Below are 19,573 nucleotides of genomic sequence, written 5' to 3' on the forward strand. Positions count from 1 at the left end.
TCGCCCTTGTTTCGTTTTGCCAAAAATACTCAAATCCGACGGCTGGGCCACGCGCGCGACTTATCCGGCGTTGCGCATTCCCAACACACGCGCCCGTTTGCGCGGGTCGCTGTCAAACAGGCTCGCCAGTTGTTCGGTCATGGCACCGGCCAGCTGTTCCACATCCGTAATCGTCACCGCACGGTCGTAATACCGCGTCACATCATGGCCGATCCCGATGGCGATCAGTTCCACCGCGCGCCGTTTTTCGACCATGGCGATCACATCACGCAGGTGTTTTTCCAGATAATTGGCGGGGTTTACAGACAGCGTGCTGTCATCCACCGGTGCGCCGTCGGAAATGACCATCAGGACCTTGCGGGCCTCGGGCCGGGCCATCATCCGGCGGTGCGCCCATTCCAGCGCCTCCCCGTCGATGTTTTCCTTCAGCAGACCTTCCTTCATCATCAGGCCAAGGTTGTCGCGGCTGCGCCGCCACGGCGCGTCGGCCCCCTTGTAGACGATATGACGCAGGTCATTGAGGCGGCCCGGTTGCTGCGGGCGGCCCTCGGCCAACCAACCTTCACGGCTCAGCCCGCCTTTCCATGCTTTCGTCGTAAACCCGAGGATTTCGACCTTCACCTGACACCGCTCCAGCGTCCGCGCCAACACATCCGCACAAATGGCCGCAATGGAAATGGGCCGCCCGCGCATGGACCCGGAATTGTCCAGCAAAAGCGTCACACAGGTGTCGCGGAATTCGGTGTCCTGTTCGACCTTGAACGACAAGGGCGTCGTGGGGTTGGCCACAACCCGCGCCAGACGACCCGCGTCCAGAATCCCTTCTTCCTGGTCGAAAGACCAGCTGCGGTTCTGTTGCGCCTGAAGGCGACGTTGCAGCTTGTTTGCCAGCCGCGACACAGCACCTTTCAGCGGTTCAAGCTGTTGGTCCAGATAGGCGCGCAGGCGTTCCAGTTCCGCCGGTTCGGCCAAATCCTCGGCCCCGATTTCTTCGTCGTGGTCGGTGGAATAGACCACATAATTGGGGTCGGCGTCGGACACGGGCTGGGGGGCGGGGGGCTCCATCGGGGCCTCGCCCTCGGGCATCTCGGCCTCTTCGGCCATCTCCGATTCCGCGCTGTCATCCATCGAAACCTGAGCTTCGGCGCTGTCCTGCTGTTCTTCCTGGGATTGTTCCGGCGTGCCTTCGGTTTCGTCCTCGTCACCGTCATCCTGACCGGTGGATTCGGGTTCCTGCTCCTCCTCCTCGCCGGTGTTGGCATCCTCTTCGTCGTCGCCCATATCATCGGGGTCATCGCCCAACTGGTCGCCGTAGCCCATGTCCTGAATGATCTGGCGCGCGAATTTGGCGAAGGCCGCCTGATCTTCCAGCGTGTCCTGCAACCCTTCCAGCGTGCCGCCGCAGTTGTCCTCGATGAATCCACGCCACAGGTCCATGACGTTTTCCGCTCCGCGCGGCATATCGCGGCCTGTCGCCAGATGACGGATCAGATAGCCTGCGGCGGTGGCCAGCGGCGCCTCGGACGCCTCGCGGATCTGGTCATAGCCCTTGCGGATCGCCTCATTGCCGATCTTGGCGTCGATATTGCCAGCCGTGCCCGGCATATGGCGCGCGCCCACGGCCTCAACCCGCGCGTTTTCCATGGCGGCATAAAGGTCCTGAGCCATCTGGCCCTGCGGCATGTATTTCGCGGCGACAGATGGATCGTGATACTTGTGGCGCAGCGCATAGGCATCCGCCGTCCCGCGCGCGATCAACACTTCCTCACGCGTCATCCGGCGGCTGACCTGAGGCAGACGCACGGTTTCGCGCGTGGCCCCGGGCGGGTCCACAGTAAAGCTGACGGCCAGTTCCGGATCGTCGGCCATGACCTTTGTCGCCTCGGCCAGCGCCTTCTTGAACGGATCAGCAGGGTTGTCGGAGGGTTTGTTCATCCAGGTCAGCCCAAGGATGTGCTCGCCGCACTCTCCGGCAGTTCCTCGTCAAAGCAGCGCTGGTAGAATTCGGCAACCGTCTGGCGCTCAAGCTCGTCGCATTTGTTGAGGAACGACAGGCGGAAAGCATAACCCACGTCTTGGAAGATCCGCGCGTTTTCGGCCCATGCGATGACGGAGCGGGGGGACATGACAGTGCTGAGGTCGCCGTTCATGAACGCCGTCCGCGTCAGATCCGCGACGGTGACCATCTGGCTGACTGTCTTGCGTCCGGCCTCGGTGTTGAATTGGGGGGCCTTGGACAGGACTATCGCGGTTTCCGCGTCGTGGCTGAGGTAGTTCAACGTGGCGACCAGCGACCAACGGTCCATCTGGGCCTGGTTGATCTGCTGGGTGCCGTGATAAAGGCCCGTTGTGTCACCAAGGCCCACGGTGTTGGCCGTGGCGAACAGGCGGAAATTGGGGTTGGGTGTGATGATTTCGTTCTGGTCCATCAACGTCAGCTTGCCGTCCGTTTCCAGCACACGCTGGATCACGAACATCACGTCGGCGCGGCCTGCGTCGTATTCGTCAAACACGATGGCGACAGGGTTGCGCAGCGCCCACGGCAGGATGCCTTCGTGAAATTCCGTGACCTGCACGCCGTCGCGCAATTTGATGGCGTCTTTACCGATCAGGTCGATCCGGCTGATGTGGCTGTCAAGGTTCACGCGCACGCAGGGCCAGTTCAAACGGGCCGCGACCTGTTCGATGTGGGTGGATTTGCCGGTGCCGTGATAGCCCTGCACCATGACGCGGCGGTTGTAGCCGAAGCCCGCCAGAATGGCCAAAGTCGTGTCGGGATCGAACTTGTAGGTCGGGTCAATTTCGGGGACGCGGTCGCTCATGCCCGCTGCGAACCCTTTGACGGTCATATCCGTGTCGATGCCGAACACGTCACGCACTGACACGTCTTCGGTGGGTTTCATCATCGGGTCCAGGGTTCCGTCGGCCATATCCGTGCCTTCACTTTCAAGAAAAATTGCGTCGTCGTTTGCGGTTCGGGATGCAACATATCGCGCCGCGCTGCAAGGGGAAGGGCGGCTGCGACATTGCTTGCCATAGCGGGACGATCTGTCATTGTCGGCGCGGGACTTCAGGGGGCGCGGATCACGATGACCACACCGGACGATATCGAACATATGATCCTTCGGGTCGGCATGGGCGACAGAAAAGCGTTCGAGGCGCTTTATTCTGCGACGTCTGCGAAACTCTTTGGGATCATGTTGCGTGTCTTGAAAGACCGCGCAGCAGCAGAAGAGGTTTTACAGGACGTATATTTGCGATTGTGGCAGGGGGGTGCGCAGACCTACTCCGCCGGAAAAGCAAGCCCGATCAGTTGGTTGGCGACGATTGCGCGCAATCGGTCCATCGACAAGCTGCGTCAGATCCGTCCCAGCACCACGCTGGATGACGCCCCCGAACTGGCCGATCCCGCCAAAGGCCCCGAGGCTTTGGCCATCGCGGCCTCAGAGCGTGCGCAAATCTTTGCGTGCCTTGACGAACTTGACCCGGACAGATCGGCCGCCGTGCAGGGGGCCTATCTGGATGGCGACACCTACGCCGATCTTGCGGCCCGTTTCGACGTGCCCCTGAATACAATGAGAACATGGCTGCGCCGCAGCCTGATGCGCCTGAAGGACTGCTTGAGCCGATGACCGATGACAGCCTGACCCCCGATGAATTCGGTGACGATGTGCTGGCCGCAGAATACGCCTTGGGCGTTCTGACCGGTCAGACCCATGCTGACGCCGCCGCGCGTGCCCGCACCGATCCTGCCTTCGCGGTCGAAGTGAACGCCTGGCAGGACCGGCTTGCGGCCCTGACGGAGGCCGTGGCCCCCGTGGCCCCGCCGCGCGGACTGTTCAAACGCATCCGTAGGGAGGCTTTTGGCGAAGCCCGCGGCGGATTTCTGCGCCAGTTGGGGATTATCCCCGCGATTATGGGCGCCACTGCGGCTGCCGTCGTGTTGTACGCGACGGTGCAGCTTGGCGTCTTTACCCAACCCGGAGAGCCAACGCCCACTTTGGTCGCGCAGATGGTCGCTGAGGACAACACCCTTGTCGTGGCCGCCGCCTATACCGATGACGGCAGCCTTTTCGTGGAACGCCGCGTCGGGGCCAGTGCGCCGGGCCGGGTGCTGGAACTATGGCTGATTTCGGGTGAGGATGCGCCAGTGTCTTTGGGGGTTCTCGCACAGGATCAGGTGCTGGACCAGATCACGGTCCCGGAAGGATTGCGCGACCGGCTGACTGGCGGGGTTCTGGCCATTTCTGATGAACCGCAGGGCGGGTCGCCGACTGGTGCGCCCACCGGTGCTGTGCTGGCTGTCGGCGAAATCATGACCCTTTAGGAGAAATAATTCCGCAGCACCTGAAACTCGGGCGCTGCGGAATTCGTGGCTACATCATAAGCGCCGCAATCACGCAGCGCAACGTCGAAAGACACTGGAGCCACTATGCTTACTAAACTTACAACAGCCGCGACCGTCCTGACCCTGACCGCAGGGTTCGCCATGGCCGACGCCCATGCCGAAAACCCGATGGTCGGCGGCGCAGAGATGCTGGCCGAGCAGAACATCATTGAAAATGCGGTAAATTCCCCGATCCACACGACTTTGGTTGCCGCCGTTCAGGCCGCGGGCCTTGTTGAAACCCTGTCCGGTCCCGGACCGTTCACCGTCTTCGCCCCCACCGATGACGCCTTTGGCATGATCGCGGATGCAAGCCTCGCGGCCCTGCTGGAACCATCCGCCAAGGCACAGCTGACGCAGGTTTTGACCTGCCATGTTGTCGGCGCGGAAGTGTTCTCGGATGCGATTGGCGGCATGATTGCCGACAGCGGCGGCACACAAGCTGTTGAAACACTTGGCGGCTGCGTTCTGACTGCACAGATGGACGGCGATGCAATCACCCTGACGGACGAAAACGGGCGCGTGGCAACTGTCACGATTGCCGATGTCGATCAGTCGAATGGCGTCATTCACGTCATCGACCGTGTGATGCTGCCAAAACAATAATTTGGCGGCGGGCCAAGGATCACAGGTGTGTATCCCAGACATGTAACCGTAAACGTGTCCTTGGTCACAAAACCGTGCGCCGCGCAATTTTCTGTCCCAGCCTGCGCGGCGCACCCTATATGTAGATTAGTACATCAAAGAAGGACGCCCCCTATGAACCGCCGCGCATTTTCTATCGCCGCCGTGATGTCCGCGCTGACAGCCGGACGCAGCCATGGGGCTGAGGGGTCTTTCGAAGTCACAAGGTCCGAGGCCGAATGGCGCGCAATGCTGACCCCCTTGCAGTATCGCGTCATGCGCGAAGAGGGCACCGAACGGGCAGGGTCATCGCCGCTCGACAAGGTTTATGATGCCGGGCTTTATCATTGCCGGGGATGTGATCAGGCGCTCTACAGCTCCGATCATAAATACGACAGCCGCACAGGCTGGCCGTCGTTTTTTGATGTGTTGCCGAATGCCATTGGTACACGGACTGACACACGTTTCTTTATGACCCGCACGGAATGTCACTGCGACCGTTGCGGCAGCCATCTGGGTCACATCTTTGACGATGGACCGCAGCCCACGGGAAAACGGCACTGCCTGAATGGCGCGTCGCTGGTATTTCGCGCGGCCTGAATTGATTCCAAAGTCAGGCGAAGGCCGACAAGGGTGCGTGGAAAAATATAACCTTTCAAACGGCTTACCCGCCTAGCCCCCCTGTATTGTTTTCCGCAGGGAAACAGACCATTTCGGCGATAGGATCCTGCGGTCACATCGGTGCCTCAAACCGCGTTCATAAGCACCTGAAGAAACCGGAGGACCGATGCGTCCATTTTTGCGCAAGAAAATCAGATTATCCGAAGGCACACGCGCCCGCGCGTTGGCCTTTTTGCTCGTTGCGCTCAGCAGCGGCGCGCTGGGTTTTCTGGCCGTTCTGCATCTGGATCAGACCGCATTGTTTGACCGGTTGACGGGCTACCAATGGTGGATTGTCACGGCCTCGGCATTGGGTGGGGTGATCGCGCTGTTTCTGTCCGGTGACCGTCTGGGGCAGACAGGGTTGAACGGCACATTCCGCGCCGCCGCGGGCGGGCTCTGGGTCACGTTTGTCGGCGCGCTGATTGGCGGAACGTTGGGCCTGCCGCTTTACGGGACCATGTTCGGCCCCTTCATCGTTTGCGTCACTCTTCTGGGGACGCCTGTCCTGTTGATGCTTTGGATAGTCAATTTGACAGGCATTCATATCCTGCTTGGCATTTATCAGCGGGAACGGGACTCCATCTTTACCCCGGCACGCATGACGATGCCCGATCATCCTGACAGCCTGACCGTCCGCCTGCGCGGGCGGTTCACCTGATCCTCAGTCCTTGAAACTGCGGCTGGATTTGATCTGGTCCCAGGCCCAGACAACTTCGGACAGCTGCTCTTCCTGTGACCGGTCCCCGCCGTTCATGTCGGGATGCAGCACCTTGATCAGCTTTTTGTAGGCTTTGCGAATTTCGGGCTTGGTCCAGTGGTCCTTGGCTTCAAGAATCTCGATCGCGCGGCGTTCGGTGGCGGGCAGACGGCGGGTCGATCCTGTGGTGGATTTGCCCGGATTCTGCGTCGCATTGGCACCCAGCACCTGATGGGGGTCATCCACGCCCAACCGCGCCCAGGCGCGCTGTTCGTCGGATTTCCCAAAAGGCTTGGTCTCACGTTCCCAAACGCGGTCCTTGCTGGCCTGCGCGTTCAGTTCCGCCTCGGTCGTATTTTCAAAGAAATTCCAGCCAAGGTTGTATTCACGCACGTGGTCCTTGCAGAACCAGTAATAGTCATCAAGCACATCGGGGTTCTTGGGTGCGCGGTACTTGCCCGCCTCTTCACAGCCCGGCTTTTCACAGACCCGGGTTGATGTCTCGGACGCGCCGGACATACCACGACGGCCCCGCGGGTTCTTCTTTTTCGAAGAAGACACCGACATATCAAAGCCAAAAGGATCATCCTTGCGCATCACGTCACCTTTCTTATCCGGAGAAGAGATACTAAACCATTGATCAGCGGATTGAAGGGGCAGGGGACAAAATAAATGACTTTGGAAGAACAAATTACAGACAGTCTGAAATCGGCCTTTGCGCCGTCCATGTTGAATGTCATCAACGAAAGCCATTTGCACGCAGGCCACGCGGGCGATGACGGCACGGGCGAAAGCCACTGGCGCGTCGAAATCGCGTCAGATGCGTTTGACGGCCAATCGCGGATCGCCAAACACCGCGCCATTCACGCCGCTTTGGGGCCAGACATCATGACGCGCATTCACGCGCTGTCGCTCAAGATCGAATAATTATTCAGCCGCAGGCAAAGCGTCATCTGTCCGGCGGGACGGGGTCGCGCCATTGGCAAACGGCACGGGTGTCGGCTGCGACGTCAAAGTCGCCTCGACGCGCGCATCGGCGCTCTTTGCGGTGTCTTCATCGGGGTCGTCAGTCGGCGCTGCCGCAACTTGCGGCGGTGCGCTCAGGTCGTCTGCCTTGGACCTGTCTTCAATAAGGGCTGTCACCTCGGCAGCAGGGGCCATTGCCAATCTGCGCCGGAACACCAGCATGTTCTGGAAGGTCGTGGTCTTGCCCGTCAGTCCCTGACGTTCCTCAACAGGCAATGTATCCGTGCGCTGATATTCCCAGCCATCGGTTCCAAGGTCATTCATCACCGTTTCCAGAGCATTGGCAAAGCGCGCGGACGTGCCTTTGACACCCTTCGCCTTCAAGGGGCGCGTGGGTGCCGGTACCACTTTATACTCATATCCCGTCATGACGATCCTCACATTTTCCCAACCGGTCATATCAAGAAGGCAAGCCAAGGCCAAGAAAAACAACAGTAATTCCTGATGCCACAAGAGATGGTGCGCAGACCGATGGCGTCCACCACATCTTCTCTGGTTCCTTAAATACCTCGGGGGGGCCGCGCTTTGCGCGGCGGGGGCAGCGCCCCCCAAACCAATAAAGAAAGCCTGCGCAGCAGTCCTTTGGATCAAAGACCCAGTTTGGACGACACCAGTTTGTTGACCGCCGCAGGGTTCGCCTTGCCGCCCGTCGCTTTCATCACCTGACCCACGAACCACCCTGCCAGCTTTGGATTGGCCTTGGCCTTTTCCACCTGCGCGGGGTTGGCGGCGATGATCTCATCCACAGCGGCCTCGATGGCGCCGGTGTCCGTGACCTGCTCCATCCCTTCGGTCTTGACGATCTCTTCGGGGTCTCGGTCCGATGTATAGGCGATTTCGAACACGTCTTTGGCGATCTTGCCGCTGATCTTGTCGGATTTGATCAGCGCCACAATCTGCGCCAGACGGGGGGCGGAAATCGGGCTGTCCGATATGCCCAGATCGTCCTTTTTCAGGCGGCCGAACAATTCGTTGATGACCCAGTTTGCCGCCAGTTTGCCATCGCCCCCTTCGGCCACGGCCTCGAAATAGGCGGCGTTGGTCACGTCGGCCGTCAGCACGGAGGCGTCATAGTCGCTCAGCCCGAAATCGCTCATAAACCGCGCCTTTTTGTCATCGGGCAGCTCTGGCAGGGAGGCCGCGATGTCGTCAACCCACGTCTGTTCAATCTCAAGCGGGAGAAGGTCGGGATCAGGGAAATAACGGTAATCATGGGCCTCTTCCTTGGACCGCATGGACCGCGTTTCGTTCTTGTCCGGATCATAGAGGCGCGTTTCCTGCACCACGGCACCGCCATCTTCGATGATCGCGATCTGGCGGCGGGCCTCCACGTCAATGGCGGCCTGAATGAACCGCATGGAGTTCATGTTCTTGATCTCGCACCGCGTGCCCAGATGCCCGAAATCGCCCGAGGCCTGGAATTTCTCGTAATCACCGGGGCGACAGACGGACACGTTCACATCCGCACGCAGGTTGCCGTTTTGCATGTTGCCATCACAGGTGCCCAGATAGCGCATGATCTGGCGCAGCTTGCCCACATAGGCAGCGGCCTCTTCAGGGCCGCGAATGTCGGGGAAGGACACAATTTCCATCAGCGCCACGCCCGTGCGGTTCAGGTCCACAAAGGACATTGCGGGGTCCATGTCGTGAATGGATTTACCGGCGTCCTGTTCCAGATGGATCCGTTCGATGCGCACATTGCGCGCTGTGCCGTCGCCCAGCTCAACCAGCACCTCACCAGTGCCCACGATGGGATGGTAAAGCTGCGAAATCTGATAGCCCTGTGGCAGGTCGGGGTAGAAATAGTTTTTGCGGTCGAAAGCTGACGTCAGGTTGATCTGTGCCTTCAACCCCAGACCGGTTTTCACCGCAAAAGCCACACATTCTTCGTTGATGACCGGCAACATGCCGGGCATGCCCGCGTCCACGAAGGCCACGTTGCTGTTGGGTTCCGCGCCAAACTGGGTGGAGGCACCGGAAAACAGCTTGGCCTTGGTGGCCACTTGGGCGTGGACCTCAAGACCGATCACAAGTTCCCAGTCTCCCGTCGCACCTGCGATGGTTTTGGGCGTCGGCGTGTCGTAGGTGAGGTCCAGCATGTCAGGCTCCGCTGCGGTGGGGTTTCACGCGTGAATAGCCGCGCGCGGGGCGGGCTTCAAGGCGGCGTGTTGCGTGTTCTGGCGCAGCCTCCCCAATATGTTGATGGCTGCAGGCGGGAAAGCGCCTCACGGCTTCGTTTTTCTTGCATCGGGACCAAACGCAGGCCATCAATCGCGGCATGTTTGCTATGAGAGCGATCCTGGGGGGGATTCTCACCATCGCGTTGGGCACGGCTGCATTGGCACAGGGTCCACAGACGGAGACACGTCCCTTTGCCCGCGAAGACGCGGCCAATTTGCGTGCCGATGCCGCCCGTGCGGCGCTGGCCGCGATCAGGCCGCCTGTCCGTCCCGTGCATATGGTGCGCTATCCTGTCGTTATCAGTGAAAACCCCAGCGTCCGTCCGGTGGCCCGAGTAAATTATATTCCCGACGCCCGCTGGGATTTCCGCGGCGACAGCGCAAGTTGGACCCGCGCGGCCCTGTCGGCCTTGCGCACACACGGATCGCGGCTGGAAGAAACCGAACCAAGGGACATCGCGAACTGGTGTCCCGGCTATGTGAACAATCCGCCGCATATGCGCCGCGCCTTCTGGGTCGGAATGATGTCGGCGCTGGCCAAACACGAAAGCACCTATCGACCCAACGCCGTAGGCGGGCCGAACCTGTGGTATGGTCTGCTGCAAATCTATCCCGACACCGCCCGACGTTACGGGTGCCGTGCGACAACGGGCGAGGCGCTGAAGGACCCCGAAGACAACCTGAGTTGCGCAATCCGCATCATGAATGTGACCGTACCGCGCGACAATGCCATCGCTGTCCGTGACACCCGTTGGCGCGGCGTCGCTGCGGACTGGGGACCAATGACAAGGCCCAACAAGATTGCTGAAATGGCGGCATGGACCCGTCGTCAGGACTATTGCCGGCCCAATTTCAATATGGCGACCAGCCCGCGCCCGCAGGCGCGTCCTGCGCCGTTGGTCACGGTTTCAACCCGCTCGGACGGCTAGGCGCGCGCCAGTTGGCGCGATGTGGTCACAAGGCTCACGCTTTGGCGGCCATCCTCACCCAGGGCCAGTGTCGCACGGCGTAACAGTGCAATCCCGTCTTCGGAATTCTTCGGCAGGGCAGACGGTGAAATCGCCTCTCCGACGGTGATGGCAAACGGCTGACGGTCCTTGTTCAGGGTTTCGTGAAACAAGGTGATGTCACGCAAGGTGGGATGGATCATGTCGAACAGATAAAACAGCGCCGAATTGCGGGCGCGGATATTGATGGGAATGACGGGCAGGTCGTATTTGCGGGCAAGCATGGCCGCCGACGCCATCCACGGACGTTCATGAAGCCGCAGACCGCGCCGCTGTGCCAACCGGCCGGATGGAAAAATGACGCCCAGACGGTCGTCCTTCACGGCATCGCGCAAAAACGCCATCGTCTCACGGGTTTTGCCGTGGCTGCGTTGGTCGGTGCGCCATTCCACAGGTGCAATCATCGGGGACAGCTGGGGCATGACCCTCAGGATGTCCTTGTTGGCGAAAAAGAACAGATCGGGGCGGATATCAGCCAGCAGACCGTGCAGGATGATGCCGTCCGCAATGCCGGTGGGATGGTTTGCCACCACCAAGGCGCCGCCCTGACGCGGTACATTGTCCAATCCATGGACGCGCACCCGGCGGGCCAGTTTGCAAAACATTTCGCCCATCACGCCGGCACCGCAGGTGTCGCGCAAATCGGTCGCGATCTGCACTGTTTGGTCATAGGACAAAGTCCGGTCCAGCGCGCGTCGGGCCAAACGGGCAGTCAGCCCTTTGCGGTATAACCACGGGGCGCGCTCTGCGATGAGGGGGTCTATCCGATCTCTCATAATCCGGACTTTCACCAAATTCGTGTAACAGATCGACAACACAGTTGTGACAGTTTTGTTCCGGCAGAATTTTGCCGTCAGAAGGGCGAGAACGGGTGGCGTTCCGCCGAAATACCGGCGGCGGTCAGCGCAGTTTCAAACGCATCTGCCGGAGGCGTGATATCAGGCGGCAGACGGGTGTGGGCCGTGTCCGAGTGGATCAGGGTGATCCGCAGGCCGCCGTCAAACCGTCGGTCAAGCCGGACCTTTTCTATGCTGGCACTGTCACCACTTTGCAGACCGGACACCCATAGGATGCGGCCTTCCCAGACCTCCAGCCTGAGTTCGGGGTTGCGGATCACGTCCCAAAGCACCGGCACGGACGCAAGCAGTGGCACCGCCAGAACGAACCATGCGGCATCAAACACGGCCCAAACCGCCGCAGCGCCGATCCAAGTGATAGCGAGGACAAAAAGCGTCGCAGGTCTGCGCCCCTGACGGGTCCATAGATAGATCACCGCACACGCAGGGCGCGGGTGATGTCCTCAAGGGCGTCACGTTGCTTCTGGGTCAGTTCCGACACTGTCGCGCCCTTCAGCACCGCCATAAGCGGGGCCATCTGTTCGGCGCCGCCCAGTTTATACAGTTTGCGCGATATACGGGCGATGGCAGGTTCAGCCCCGCCGCATTCAGTCATGAACCACCGGCCAAGTATTTCCATCTCTTGCGCTTCGTCTTCGTTGGCCCGCAGGTTGGCGCGCAGCTGCACCGTCAACCGTTGCCGGTCCTCTGCCGTGGGCAGATCATCCAGTTCAAGGAAGGCCGTCGCAATGGCCGCAATGGCCAGCTGCGGGTCTTCGATGCTTTCGACGGGGTGGATATTGGTGTTGCGTCTGAACCCGAACCGCCGCGCGGCCAAGCGCACGTCATTGGCCATATCCGACACGTCGCCCATGACATCACGGGCGCGACTGGCGCGCTGCGCCCAGATGTAGGCGGCGACGGCGATACCCAGCAGGGCGATCAGGACGGGCATGGGCAGTTTCCTTCGTGGCGGCGTGCCGTCAGACTAGCGGCTGATACGCCCCTCAGGAAGGGGTGTCGCCCAGCATCCGCCCCACCATTTCGCCTGTATCGCGGGACAGATTTGGTGTGGCCTCGAGCCCCTTTAACACCGTGCGGATCATGGCCTGACGGTTGCTGTCATAGCGTTTCCATGTGGCAAAGGCGGTGGTCATCCGTGCGGTGGTTTGGGGATTGATGGCGTCCAGTCGCGCCAGCCAGTCGCCCAACATGCGGTAGGACACACCCGATGGATCGTGAAACCCTGCAGCATGGCCTGCCAGTGCGCCAAAGACCGCACGGAAACGGTTGGGGTTCTTCATGTCGAAATCAGGCTCGGCTGTCAGGCGGTCCGCCGTTGCTGCGGCGTCCTGCGGGGCGGCGGAGCTGACCGTCAGGCCGAACCATTTGTCCATAACAAGGCGGTCCTCGCGCCATTGGGCGCGGAAGGCGGCACTTTCATCAGCGCCTTTGCCGATCTTCAGCAGGCAGGCCAGTGCTGCGATTTGCATGGTCATGTTGTCGGCGGCTTTGTACTGCGCCGCAGCCGCGGCCCCACCGTCAAGACGCGACAACAGCGCCAGACAGGCATTGCCAAGGCTGCGTTTTCCGGCGGATTTCGCATCGGGAGAATAGGGGCCATTGATCGCCATATCGGCGCGCACGCGGGGCAGGATATCTTGCAGATGCTGCGCCATGGCGACGCGCAACGCTTCGCCTGCGTGGTGAATGGCGGTGGGGTCGGGGATGTGGTCCGCATCCGCCAAGTCCTGCGCCATGTCGTCCTCGGACGGCAGGGATAGCACAAGCGCGCGGAAGGCCGGATCAAGGCTGTCGTCGCGCAGAATGGCGGCGATGCCATCAAGGTAGGCCGCATCAGGTGCTGCGTCCTCGGTCACCATGCGGCGGTAGACGTCACGCGCAAGCGCGTTGCCCGCGTCCCACCGGTTGAACGGGTCCGTGTCGTGGGCCATCAAAAACGCACGTTCCGCATTGGTCTGATCGCGCTGCAAGATCACAGGGGCAGAAAAATCGCGCAGGATCGACGGCACCGGTTTTGCGGCCAAGCCGTCAAAGGTGAAGGTCTGTTCCGCCTTTGTCATTTCCAACACCTGGGTTGGCAGAACCTCCGTCCCGTCGTCTGACATGAGGCCCACGGCCACGGGGATGACCTGCGGGGCCTTGGTGTCCTGCCCCGGTGTGGGCGGTGTCGTTTGGGTGAAGGTCAGCGCATAGGTGCCGTCCTTGAAGTCTTCGGTCACGGCCAGACGCGGTGTGCCCGCCTGTTCGTACCAGCGTTTGAACTGGGTCAGATCACGGCCCGTGCTGTCCTCAAAGACCTTCAGCCAGTCCTCGATCGTCGCGGCCTGTCCGTCGTGGCGCGTGAAATAAAGGTCGAGCGCTTTGTAATAGGCCGCGTCCCCGACAAGGCGTTTGAGCATCCCGATCAGCTCAGCCCCTTTTTCGTAGACCGTGATCGTGTAGAAATTGTTGATCTCAATGAAACTTTCAGGGCGCACGGGGTGGGCCAGCGGCCCGTTGTCTTCGCGGAACTGGTGGGATCGCAGCACAATCGCATCCTCGATCCGTTTGACCGCGTGGCTGCCCTGATCGCCGGTGTATTGCTGATCGCGGAAGACGGTCAGACCCTCTTTGAGGCACAACTGGAACCAGTCGCGGCAGGTGATGCGGTTGCCGGTCCAGTTGTGGAAATACTCATGGGCAATGATCGCGTCGATGCGTTCGAAATTGGCGTCGGTGCTGGTTTCCGGTGAGGCAAGAACACAGCTGGAGTTGAAGATGTTCAGCCCTTTGTTTTCCATCGCGCCCATGTTGAAGTCATCAACAGCCACGATGTTGAAAATGTCCAAGTCGTATTCGCGGCCATAGACCTCTTCGTCCCACGTCATAGACCGCTTCAACGCCTCCATCCCGAAGGCGCATTTATCCTCATCCGGGCCGGGACGGACGTAGATGTTAAGGTCGACGTCCTTGCCCGACATCGTCGTGAACTGACCCGGGTGGGCGACCAGATCGCCCCCCACCAGTGCGAACAAATAGGCCGGTTTGGGCCATGGGTCGTGCCATTCGGCCCAACCGTCGCCTTGGCCCATGGGGTTGCCGTTGGACAACAGCACCGGCAGATCGCCTTCGATGCGCACGGTAAAAACCGACATGACATCGGGGCGGTCGGGATAGAACGTGATCTTGCGGAAACCTTCGGCCTCACACTGGGTGCAATACATGCCGTTCGACATGTACAGCCCCTCAAGCGCTGTATTTGTGGCAGGCGAAATCTCAACCTCGGCCTCCCACACGAAGGGCGCATCGGGGACATCGCAGGTCAGGCCCGCGTCGGTCACATCCGGCGTAACCTCGGCCCCGTCGATCTTGGCCCAGATCAGTTTCAGATCCTGCCCATGCAGAAAGAACGCCCCCGGATACGCCGCATTGGGCCGCACGGACATGCGCGCCACCACCCGTGTGGCCTCAGGCGACAGGCGGAACGTCAGGTGCACATCGTCGATGTGATAGCCGAAGGGGCGATAATCCTTGAGGTAGATCGTCTGGGGGGCTGCGTCTTTCATCGAAGGCTCCGGCATAGGGGGGGCAGAGCGGACCCTATTCCGCGCCCCACTGGCGGACAAGACCCCACTGGCGGACAGGGGCGAAGCCCCTATGTGATGGGGCATGAATATCCTTTGGTTCAAACGGGACCTGCGCGTGCAGGACAATGCCGCCCTTGTACGTGCGGCGGAGGGGCCTGTGATTCCGCTGTATATATACGAGCCGGACTACTGGGCGCTGCCCGACACGTCAGGCCGACAATGGGCGTTCATCCGCGATTGTCTGGAGGAGTTGGACAGAGACCTCACCGCCCTTGGCGCGCCCTTGGTGGTGCGGTCCGGCGATGCGGTGCAAGTGCTGGAGGAGATGCGTCAGCAATATGGTGCTACGACAGTGGTTGCGCATGAGGAGACCGGCAACCTGTGGACCTACCGCCGTGACCTGCGGGTGCACGCATGGGCGCGGGGGCAGGGGGTGCGGTTTGTGGAATGTCCGTCCTCAGGCGTGGTCCGCCGCATGGCCTCGCGCGATGGCTGGGCCAAACAGCGCGACGCACGGATATTTGCGGCACAAGTTGAACCGCCACAGGCGCTGCAGGGGCCTGACGTGCCGTCTGATCCGCTGCCGCAGGGTCCCCATGATCCGATCCCCGATCGCCAGCCGGGCGGACGCCGGCGTGGTTTGGCGTTGTTGGGCAGCTTTCTGACCGAGCGTGGCCACGATTACCGCCGTGCCATGTCGACCCCGCTAGAGGGGGCGACGGCCTGTTCGCGTCTGTCGCCGCATATCGCGGCGGGCACCCTGTCGATCCGCGAAATCGCGCAAGCCACCGCCGCACGGCAGCGGGAGGATATTGACGGAGACTGGAAGAAATCCCTGAAATCCTTTCAGTCCCGTCTGGCGTGGCGCGATCATTTTATTCAGAAACTTGAAGACGAACCGAAGATCGAGACCCATTGCCTGCATTCGGCGTATGAAAATATGCGCGAGGACCAGCCCGTCTTGCGCGCGGCGTGGGAGGCTGGCGAGACCGGCCTGCCGTTTCTGGATGCCTGCATGCGGTCACTGGCCGCCACGGGATGGTTGAATTTCCGGATGCGATCCATGGTGCAATCGGTGGCGTCCTATCATCTTTGGATCGACTGGCGTGCCACTGGTCCACATCTGGCGCGCATGTTTACCGATTACGAACCGGGCATCCACTGGTCGCAGGCCCAAATGCAATCGGGGACGACAGGGATGAATACGGTGCGCATCTATAACCCCGTCAAACAGGGTAAGGATCAGGACCCTGCGGGTGTGTTCACGCGGGCCTGGGTGCCCGAACTGCGCAAGGTGCCCGATGCCTATTTGCAAGAGCCGTGGCGATGGGACGGCGCGGGCGCATTGGCCTATCCGCCCCCCGTGGTGGATGTGATGGAAGCCGCCCGTGCGGCCCGCGCCCGCATCTGGGCGGTGCGCAACGGGGAGGATTTTCGCGGTGAAGCGGCCGAGATTATCCGCAAGCACGCATCGCGCAAGGATACCAAGGGCCGGTTCGTCAACGACCGGTCCAAGAAAAAACCCAAAAGCGCAGCAAGTGCCAAGGGCCAGCTGCGGATGGACGTTTGAATGGCGCGCACCCGCAAAAAAGCCGACTTGCCGCAAAAGATATGTGCCACCTGCGGGCGGCCATTTACGTGGCGCAAAAAGTGGGAAAAAGTCTGGGATGAGGTGCGCTATTGTTCCGACCGATGCCGCCGTGACAGAGGACGTTCTGCAGGCGCCGTTGAAACGGCGGATTAAATTGGTCAAATAATCTGACCAGCGTGTTGCCTATCGGAAACTTCTGCCCTAAACCGGAACAAATTGCGGCCTTCGGGCCTGCGGACTGAAAGGACAAATCATGACACATCGCGTTGATCGCGCCGGGCTGCATGTGGCCGAAGAGCTTGCGACATTCATCGAAACCCGCGCCTTGCCCGGCACCGGGATTGATCCTGCGGCCTTCTGGGATGGTTTGTCCGGCCTTGTCCACGACTTTGGCCCGAAAAACCGCGCATTGCTGAACAAACGGGCTGATTTGCAAAGCCAGCTGGATGACTGGCACATCAAGCACGGTGGTTTGGGCGATATGGACGGCTACGAAGCGTTCTTGCGCGACATCGGGTATCTGCAGGCCGAACCGGACCCATTCGAGATTGAAACGACCGGCGTTGACCCCGAAATCGCGTCGATTGCGGGCCCCCAGCTTGTGGTGCCGATTACCAACGCGCGGTTTGCCCTGAACGCAGCCAATGCCCGCTGGGGCAGTCTTTATGATGCGCTTTATGGCACCGATGCCATGGGCGACCTGCCGGAGGGGGCAGGGTACAACCCCGACCGCGGCGCGCGGGTGGTTTCCTATGCAAAGGGGCATCTGGACAAGGCCGTGCCGCTGGCTGACGGATCGTGGGCGGAGGTCTCGCAGGTGTCTGTCAAGGATGGCGCGATGGTCCCCGCGCTTGCCGATCCAGACCAGTTCATCGGGCACAGCGGAGAGGGTGATACCCTCAAGGTTCTGTTGAAAAAGAACGGTTTGCACATCGAAATCGTGATCGACCCCAGCAGCGACATCGGGGCCACAGACCCCGCCGGTATCTCGGACGTGCGTCTGGAAAGCGCGCTGTCCACGATCATGGATTGCGAGGATTCCGTCGCCTGTGTTGATGCCGAGGACAAGGTCACGGCCTATGCCAACTGGCTTGGCCTGATGAAGGGCGACCTGACCGAGGACGTCAGCAAAGGCGGGCGGACGTTCACCCGCAAGCTGAACGAGGATGTCACCTATACCGCCGCCGACGGGTCCGACCTGACGCTGAAAGGTCGTGCGTTGCTGTGGATCCGCAATGTGGGACATCTGATGACAAACCCCGCCATTCTGGATCGCAACGGCGACGAGGCGTTCGAGGGGCTGCTGGATGCGATGATCACCACGCTTATTGCCAAACACGATCTGGCCCGCGACAGCGGAAATTCGGTGCGCGGATCAATCTATATCGTCAAACCCAAGATGCATGGCCCCGAAGAAGTGGCCTTTACCAACGACATCTTTACCCATGTGGAACAGGTGCTGGACCTGCCGTCGAACACGGTCAAAATCGGGATCATGGATGAGGAGAGACGCACCTCGGCCAACCTTAAGGCGTGCATCGCCGCCGCGCGGTCCCGTGTGGCCTTCATCAACACCGGTTTTCTGGATCGCACAGGTGATGAAATTCACACCTCGATGGAGGCAGGCCCGTTTTTGCGCAAGGACGAGATCAAGCAGGCCGGCTGGATTCAGGCCTATGAAAACCGCAACGTCGACATCGGTCTGGCCTGTGGTTTGTCCGGTCGCGCCCAGATCGGCAAAGGCATGTGGGCGGCGCCTGATGCCATGGCCGATATGATCGACCAGAAGATCGGCCATCCGAAATCCGGCGCCAACTGCGCATGGGTGCCGTCGCCCACGGCGGCCACTTTGCACGCCATGCATTACCACCTTGTTGACGTCTTCGACGTTCAGGCCGGGCTGAAGGAGGGCGGGATGCGGTCGACCTTGGACGCATTGCTGACCGTGCCGCTGGCGGGCGACACCCGTTGGGACCGCGATGTTATCTTGCGCGAGGTCGAGAACAACGCCCAAGGCATTCTGGGGTATGTGGTGCGCTGGATTGATCAGGGTGTGGGCTGTTCGAAAGTGCCCGATGTCAATGATGTGGGCCTGATGGAGGACCGCGCAACCTGCCGGATCAGTTCCCAGGCCCTTGCCAACTGGTTGCACCATGAAGTGGTGAGCCACGACGATGTCATGGATGCCATGCGCAAGATGGCGGCTGTTGTTGATGGGCAGAACAAGGACGATCCGGCCTACCGGCCTATGGCACCGGAATTTGACGGGATCGCGTTTCAGGCGGCCTGTGATCTGGTGTTTAAGGGGCGCGAACAACCGTCCGGATATACGGAACCTGTGTTGCACCAGCGGCGTCTGGAACTGAAAGCGCAGCGCAATTCGTAAGGGGTGAGGATCGAATGGGCTTCGCCCATCCGATCCGCTGGGGCTCTGCCCCGTCCTTCGGACCCCCCGAGGTATTTTTGAACCAGAGAACCCAAGGAGCCTGACCATGGCCGAGATTTCGATGAACAAAGCGCGGACGATGATCCGCAAGGCGCTGCAAAAGGGCCGCGAGATGGAGTTGAAACCACTGAGCGTTGTGGTGCTGGATGCAGGCGGTCACGTGAAAGCATTCGAGCGTGAGGATGGCGCGGCACCCGGCCGGTTTGCCATTGCCCAGGGCAAGGCTTTCGGCGCGGTGATGTTGGGCATGTCCGGGACAGCCCAGATGCAGCGGGCCGAGCAGCAGGGGTATTTCATGAATGCGGTCAATGGCGTTTATGGCGGTCAGGTTGTGCCCGTTCCGGGCGGTGTTCTGGTGCGCGACAAACGCGGCGTTGTGATCGGGGCCGTCGGCGTCACGGGAGATACGTCCGACAATGATGCGATTTGTGCGGCCTTTGGCATCGAAGCGGCCAATCTGGTGCCCGAAATCTGAACCTGTGCGTTATTGCGCAGGGGGTGGCGCGGCAGGTGGGGTAGGATTTGT

Annotated in this window: 20 protein-coding genes; 11 read left to right on the forward strand and 9 right to left on the reverse strand. The window is 60.8% G+C overall.

Annotated elements, in window-relative coordinates; all coding sequences use genetic code 11:
- Window positions 1-60: 60 nt before the first annotated feature.
- Together cobT and cobS are read right to left on the reverse strand one after the other, a co-directional pair.
- Complete coding sequence (gene cobT / locus QZ653_RS01315) at window positions 61-1,935, reverse strand: cobaltochelatase subunit CobT (protein WP_296417161.1); 1,875 nt, start codon at window positions 1,933-1,935, stop codon at window positions 61-63.
- A 5-nt stretch (window positions 1,936-1,940) separates the two neighbouring features.
- A complete protein-coding gene (cobS, locus tag QZ653_RS01320) occupies window positions 1,941-2,930 on the reverse strand; it encodes a cobaltochelatase subunit CobS (RefSeq protein ID WP_296417162.1) in 990 nt (329 codons plus the stop codon).
- 159 nt (window positions 2,931-3,089) lie between these two features.
- On the opposite strand from cobS, the gene QZ653_RS01325 reads away from it, so the two are divergent.
- From QZ653_RS01325 to QZ653_RS01345, 5 genes are all read left to right on the forward strand, one after another.
- The gene (locus QZ653_RS01325; RefSeq protein WP_296417262.1) at window positions 3,090-3,632 is read left to right on the forward strand and encodes a sigma-70 family RNA polymerase sigma factor; all 543 of its coding nucleotides are present in this window, start codon (window positions 3,090-3,092) and stop codon (window positions 3,630-3,632) included.
- Window positions 3,629-4,327 carry an anti-sigma factor domain-containing protein gene (locus QZ653_RS01330; RefSeq protein WP_296417163.1) on the forward strand — a complete coding sequence of 233 codons (699 nt, stop codon included), beginning with the start codon at window positions 3,629-3,631 and terminating at the stop codon, window positions 4,325-4,327. The genes QZ653_RS01325 and QZ653_RS01330 overlap by 4 nt, the downstream gene beginning before the upstream one ends.
- 105 nt (window positions 4,328-4,432) lie before the next feature.
- Window positions 4,433-4,993, forward strand: coding sequence for a fasciclin domain-containing protein (locus QZ653_RS01335; protein WP_412765982.1), 561 nt, complete (start codon window positions 4,433-4,435; stop codon window positions 4,991-4,993).
- A 153-nt stretch (window positions 4,994-5,146) separates the two neighbouring features.
- Window positions 5,147-5,611, forward strand: coding sequence for a peptide-methionine (R)-S-oxide reductase MsrB (gene msrB / locus QZ653_RS01340; protein ID WP_296417164.1), 465 nt, complete (start codon window positions 5,147-5,149; stop codon window positions 5,609-5,611).
- Between the two features lie 187 nt (window positions 5,612-5,798).
- The gene (locus tag QZ653_RS01345) at window positions 5,799-6,332 is read left to right on the forward strand and encodes a hypothetical protein (RefSeq protein WP_296417165.1); all 534 of its coding nucleotides are present in this window, start codon (window positions 5,799-5,801) and stop codon (window positions 6,330-6,332) included.
- A 3-nt stretch (window positions 6,333-6,335) separates the two neighbouring features.
- On the opposite strand, the gene QZ653_RS01350 is transcribed toward QZ653_RS01345, so the two are convergent.
- The gene (locus tag QZ653_RS01350) at window positions 6,336-6,968 is read right to left on the reverse strand and encodes a J domain-containing protein (protein ID WP_296417166.1); all 633 of its coding nucleotides are present in this window, start codon (window positions 6,966-6,968) and stop codon (window positions 6,336-6,338) included.
- A gap of 75 nt (window positions 6,969-7,043) precedes the next feature.
- Here QZ653_RS01350 and QZ653_RS01355 point away from each other — a divergent pair, with 75 nt between their 5' ends.
- Window positions 7,044-7,298, forward strand: coding sequence for a BolA family protein (locus QZ653_RS01355; RefSeq protein ID WP_296417167.1), 255 nt, complete (start codon window positions 7,044-7,046; stop codon window positions 7,296-7,298).
- On the opposite strand, the gene QZ653_RS01360 is transcribed toward QZ653_RS01355, so the two are convergent.
- Complete coding sequence (locus QZ653_RS01360; protein WP_296417168.1) at window positions 7,299-7,766, reverse strand: DUF4177 domain-containing protein; 468 nt, start codon at window positions 7,764-7,766, stop codon at window positions 7,299-7,301.
- A gap of 218 nt (window positions 7,767-7,984) precedes the next feature.
- On the reverse strand, window positions 7,985-9,496 hold the full coding sequence (gatB, locus tag QZ653_RS01365; RefSeq protein ID WP_296417169.1) for an Asp-tRNA(Asn)/Glu-tRNA(Gln) amidotransferase subunit GatB: 1,512 nt from the start codon (window positions 9,494-9,496) through the stop codon (window positions 7,985-7,987).
- A gap of 179 nt (window positions 9,497-9,675) precedes the next feature.
- Between gatB and QZ653_RS01370 the strand changes: the two genes are divergently transcribed.
- The gene (locus QZ653_RS01370) at window positions 9,676-10,506 is read left to right on the forward strand and encodes a transglycosylase SLT domain-containing protein (RefSeq protein WP_296417170.1); all 831 of its coding nucleotides are present in this window, start codon (window positions 9,676-9,678) and stop codon (window positions 10,504-10,506) included.
- On the opposite strand, the gene QZ653_RS01375 is transcribed toward QZ653_RS01370, so the two are convergent.
- The 4 genes from QZ653_RS01375 to pepN all read right to left on the reverse strand — a co-directional run bounded on the left by QZ653_RS01375 (window position 10,503) and on the right by pepN (window position 14,989).
- Window positions 10,503-11,360, reverse strand: a complete 858-nt coding sequence (locus tag QZ653_RS01375) for a lysophospholipid acyltransferase family protein (RefSeq protein WP_296417171.1) — start codon at window positions 11,358-11,360, stop codon at window positions 10,503-10,505. The two genes, QZ653_RS01370 and QZ653_RS01375, sit on opposite strands and share 4 nt — an antisense overlap.
- 77 nt (window positions 11,361-11,437) lie before the next feature.
- The gene (locus tag QZ653_RS01380) at window positions 11,438-11,857 is read right to left on the reverse strand and encodes a hypothetical protein (RefSeq protein WP_296417172.1); all 420 of its coding nucleotides are present in this window, start codon (window positions 11,855-11,857) and stop codon (window positions 11,438-11,440) included.
- Entirely contained in the window at window positions 11,854-12,375 is a 522-nt protein-coding gene (locus tag QZ653_RS01385; RefSeq protein WP_296417173.1) for a hypothetical protein, read from the reverse strand. Before QZ653_RS01385 ends, QZ653_RS01380 begins: the two co-directional genes overlap by 4 nt.
- Before the next feature lie 52 nt (window positions 12,376-12,427).
- A complete protein-coding gene (gene pepN / locus QZ653_RS01390) occupies window positions 12,428-14,989 on the reverse strand; it encodes an aminopeptidase N (protein WP_296417174.1) in 2,562 nt (853 codons plus the stop codon).
- Window positions 14,990-15,092: 103 nt separating this feature from the next.
- Between pepN and QZ653_RS01395 the strand changes: the two genes are divergently transcribed.
- The 4 genes from QZ653_RS01395 (at window position 15,093) to QZ653_RS01410 (ending at window position 19,522) form a co-directional block, all read left to right on the forward strand.
- On the forward strand, window positions 15,093-16,580 hold the full coding sequence (locus QZ653_RS01395) for an FAD-binding domain-containing protein (protein WP_296417175.1): 1,488 nt from the start codon (window positions 15,093-15,095) through the stop codon (window positions 16,578-16,580).
- Window positions 16,581-16,754 carry a DUF2256 domain-containing protein gene (locus tag QZ653_RS01400; RefSeq protein ID WP_296417176.1) on the forward strand — a complete coding sequence of 58 codons (174 nt, stop codon included), beginning with the start codon at window positions 16,581-16,583 and terminating at the stop codon, window positions 16,752-16,754.
- A gap of 100 nt (window positions 16,755-16,854) precedes the next feature.
- Window positions 16,855-18,987, forward strand: a complete 2,133-nt coding sequence (locus QZ653_RS01405; RefSeq protein ID WP_296417177.1) for a malate synthase G — start codon at window positions 16,855-16,857, stop codon at window positions 18,985-18,987.
- Window positions 18,988-19,093: 106 nt separating this feature from the next.
- A complete protein-coding gene (locus QZ653_RS01410) occupies window positions 19,094-19,522 on the forward strand; it encodes a GlcG/HbpS family heme-binding protein (protein ID WP_296417178.1) in 429 nt (142 codons plus the stop codon).
- The last annotated feature ends 51 nt before the right edge of the window (window positions 19,523-19,573 follow it).

This window comes from Pseudooctadecabacter sp. (assembly GCF_020627745.1).
Taxonomy (GTDB): domain Bacteria; phylum Pseudomonadota; class Alphaproteobacteria; order Rhodobacterales; family Rhodobacteraceae; genus Octadecabacter.

Excerpts from the sequence above, each read along its gene's own strand:
- cobT (WP_296417161.1), bottom strand. The coding sequence starts at position 1,935 with ATGAACAAACCCTCCGACAACCCTGCTGATCCGTTCAAGAAGGCGCTG.
- cobS (WP_296417162.1), bottom strand. The coding sequence starts at position 2,930 with ATGGCCGACGGAACCCTGGACCCGATGATGAAACCCACCGAAGACGTG.
- QZ653_RS01325 (WP_296417262.1), top strand. The coding sequence starts at position 3,090 with ATGACCACACCGGACGATATCGAACATATGATCCTTCGGGTCGGCATG.
- QZ653_RS01330 (WP_296417163.1), top strand. The coding sequence starts at position 3,629 with ATGACCGATGACAGCCTGACCCCCGATGAATTCGGTGACGATGTGCTG.
- QZ653_RS01335 (WP_412765982.1), top strand. The coding sequence starts at position 4,433 with ATGCTTACTAAACTTACAACAGCCGCGACCGTCCTGACCCTGACCGCA.
- msrB (WP_296417164.1), top strand. The coding sequence starts at position 5,147 with ATGAACCGCCGCGCATTTTCTATCGCCGCCGTGATGTCCGCGCTGACA.
- QZ653_RS01345 (WP_296417165.1), top strand. The coding sequence starts at position 5,799 with ATGCGTCCATTTTTGCGCAAGAAAATCAGATTATCCGAAGGCACACGC.
- QZ653_RS01350 (WP_296417166.1), bottom strand. The coding sequence starts at position 6,968 with ATGCGCAAGGATGATCCTTTTGGCTTTGATATGTCGGTGTCTTCTTCG.
- QZ653_RS01355 (WP_296417167.1), top strand. The coding sequence starts at position 7,044 with ATGACTTTGGAAGAACAAATTACAGACAGTCTGAAATCGGCCTTTGCG.
- QZ653_RS01360 (WP_296417168.1), bottom strand. The coding sequence starts at position 7,766 with ATGACGGGATATGAGTATAAAGTGGTACCGGCACCCACGCGCCCCTTG.
- gatB (WP_296417169.1), bottom strand. The coding sequence starts at position 9,496 with ATGCTGGACCTCACCTACGACACGCCGACGCCCAAAACCATCGCAGGT.
- QZ653_RS01370 (WP_296417170.1), top strand. The coding sequence starts at position 9,676 with ATGTTTGCTATGAGAGCGATCCTGGGGGGGATTCTCACCATCGCGTTG.
- QZ653_RS01375 (WP_296417171.1), bottom strand. The coding sequence starts at position 11,360 with ATGAGAGATCGGATAGACCCCCTCATCGCAGAGCGCGCCCCGTGGTTA.
- QZ653_RS01385 (WP_296417173.1), bottom strand. The coding sequence starts at position 12,375 with ATGCCCGTCCTGATCGCCCTGCTGGGTATCGCCGTCGCCGCCTACATC.
- pepN (WP_296417174.1), bottom strand. The coding sequence starts at position 14,989 with ATGAAAGACGCAGCCCCCCAGACGATCTACCTCAAGGATTATCGCCCC.
- QZ653_RS01395 (WP_296417175.1), top strand. The coding sequence starts at position 15,093 with ATGAATATCCTTTGGTTCAAACGGGACCTGCGCGTGCAGGACAATGCC.
- QZ653_RS01400 (WP_296417176.1), top strand. The coding sequence starts at position 16,581 with ATGGCGCGCACCCGCAAAAAAGCCGACTTGCCGCAAAAGATATGTGCC.
- QZ653_RS01405 (WP_296417177.1), top strand. The coding sequence starts at position 16,855 with ATGACACATCGCGTTGATCGCGCCGGGCTGCATGTGGCCGAAGAGCTT.
- QZ653_RS01410 (WP_296417178.1), top strand. The coding sequence starts at position 19,094 with ATGGCCGAGATTTCGATGAACAAAGCGCGGACGATGATCCGCAAGGCG.